The organism is Microcoleus sp. Pol1C5, assembly GCF_036701115.1.
In the GTDB taxonomy this organism is placed as follows: Bacteria; Cyanobacteriota; Cyanobacteriia; order Cyanobacteriales; family Microcoleaceae; genus Microcoleus.
The window spans coordinates 1-2,343 of the sequence record NZ_JAUBQE010000134.1 but is presented as its reverse complement, the minus strand read 5'-3'; the positions used below and the strand labels follow the sequence as shown (position 1 = coordinate 2,343).

The 2,343-nt window shown below is 47.0% G+C and carries 1 protein-coding gene; it reads right to left on the bottom strand.

Annotated features, from left to right (window positions below):
* A partial coding sequence (locus tag QUA23_RS30775; protein ID WP_333110725.1) for an AAA family ATPase occupies positions 1 to 2,343 on the bottom strand: 2,343 nt, incomplete at both ends.

The window sequence follows — 2,343 nt, the reverse complement described above, 5'->3', positions numbered from 1 at the left end:
GAAGGCATCTCCAGTCAGTTGCCAAGGTTCGGCAGAATTGCCTACCAGATTCAAAATTGCTTGCTGAAAAACCGTCAAATGACTGGTAAGCCCTTCTTGGTTGAGGAGTCTGAGTTGCTCTCGGAAAGCAGCACTCTCTTGGCTGAGATCGTTTAATTCTCGACCGATAAACCAACAGTATGAGATGTAAATAAATCCGCAAATGGCAGCCGATTCTAAATCTCCCGTTTCCAATCCAACTTCGTAGCCTTCCCGGAGAAACGCTAAGGAGTTCTTGAGCGGCTCTTTCCAATGCCACACGCTACAGTAAATTCCGACATAGACTCTCGATTTGAGTTCTTTGGCATTGAAATGTTCGAGCAACCTCAGTGCTAGTTTTGCACACTGATAGCCAAAGTCAATCTCTCCTGTCATGCCACAAAGTATCAGTCCATAGTAAGCATAACCAATTGCAGAAAATGAACTATTGCCATATTGAACAGATAAATTGACCTGTTCGAGGACAATAAACGGTAACAGCGCTGGAGTAACAACAAAAGCAGCAGCAGAAACAGCGGCAAGAATCCGTACAACTGCTAACTTGTTAGGATCTCTCATCTGCGGCAGAGTCATTAAGTCCAGAGGTTTTCTTCCAGCCAAGATGGATTTAGTCGCCCCAAATGCCTTTACAATATCTAATTGACTGGGTTGCTCTGGAAGACTGGTTCCTAGACCCTCCACAATCTTCAGGGCAATCTGTACTGCCTCTAGAAATTGATGTTGGGCTTGAGCAGCTTGAATTTGAATTTCATAGACCTTAATCGTATCCAACAGAGTTCTAGAGCGTTCTGCAATCACTGCCGCCAATTGTTTCATCTGCTCGAAGTTGCCGCTCAGGTAAGCTGCTTCTGTGGCAGCTTCGTAGAGGGCTAGGGTTATTTCGTACTGCGTTTGCCAGCTATCTTCAGCTAACAAGGCGATGCCTGTGGTGCAATACTCAAATGCGGCTGTATAGGCAGTTGCGGCTCTGGCTTTTTGTCCGGCTTTTAGATTGAGTTGTGCGAGTTCTATTTGCTCTGATGGAGCGACGATTAGGGATTTGCCGATATTTAGTTGGTTGACGATCTCAAACAGTTTTTCTTCTTGTTCGGCAGCGGAGGTATGAGTTAGTAACAGTTGCCCTATTTTTAAGTGAGCGATTTGTTTTTGCTCGTCGGGAATCAGGGAATAAGCAGCTTGCTGGACGCGATCGTGCAAGAATTTGTAGGAACACGAGTCTGAATCCACAAGTTCCGAGCTCGAAGGATTTTCTGCCTTCAATTGAGACTCTTCCTGAAAAAACTTATAAACCTCGCTGGTGGGTAAAACCAATCCCTCTTGTAATGCTTTCCACAAATCCGAGGCAGTCTGGGCCTGAGATTTTTCGCCAACGATCGCCAGGGTTGCTAACTCAAACTCGTTGCCAATGCAGGCGGCAAGTTTCAGCACTGTTTGAGCCTGTGCGGGCAACTTCTGCAATTGCAAAGCCATAAACTCAACCACATCATCAGTCAGCGCCAGCGAGCGAATTTGAGCGATATCGCACTGCCAGTAACCAATCTCAGTGTTGAATGCAATCCATCCGTCTTCATGTAGTGCTTTGAGAAATTGGGTGGCAAAGAAGGGATTACCTTGAGTTTTTTGATACACCAATTCTGTCAGAGGTGCAGCAATCTGTTGCGAACAACTCAGGGTGTCTGCAACCAGGTGGTTGAGGTCATTTTGACTCAGGGGTTTGAGAGTAATGGTGTTGACTAGGGCACCGCTGCTGCGAACTTCATCCAGCGTCAGCATCAGGGGATGAGCGGCAGAAACCTCGTTATCCCGGTAAGCGCCAATTAACAGGAGGTAACCAGCGTGAGTGTCGCTCATTAACAGGTGCATCAACTTGAGTGACGCCGAATCTGCCCACTGCAAGTCATCGAGAAAGATGACTAGCGGATGGTCTTGGGTGGTAAATACCTGAATAAACTTTGGGAATAACAAGTTGAAGCGATTTTGACTGGCATTCCCAACCTGTTCGGTAACGGGTGGCTGTTGACCGATAATTCGTTCGAGTTCGGGGATGACTTGGATGATGACTTGTCCGTTTCCTCCGAGTGCTGCAAGAATTTTTGCTTTCCATCGCTCCAAGTGTTCGTCTGCCTCGCTCAACAGTTGTCCCATTAAGCCGCGAAAAGCTTGAACAAAGGCAGCGAAGGGAATGTTGCGGTTGAACTGGTCGAATTTTCCTTTGATGAAATAGCCTCGTTGCCGGACAATGGGCTTGTGGACTTCGCTGACGACTGCTGTCTTGCCAATCCCTGAAAACCCAGCAACGAGCAT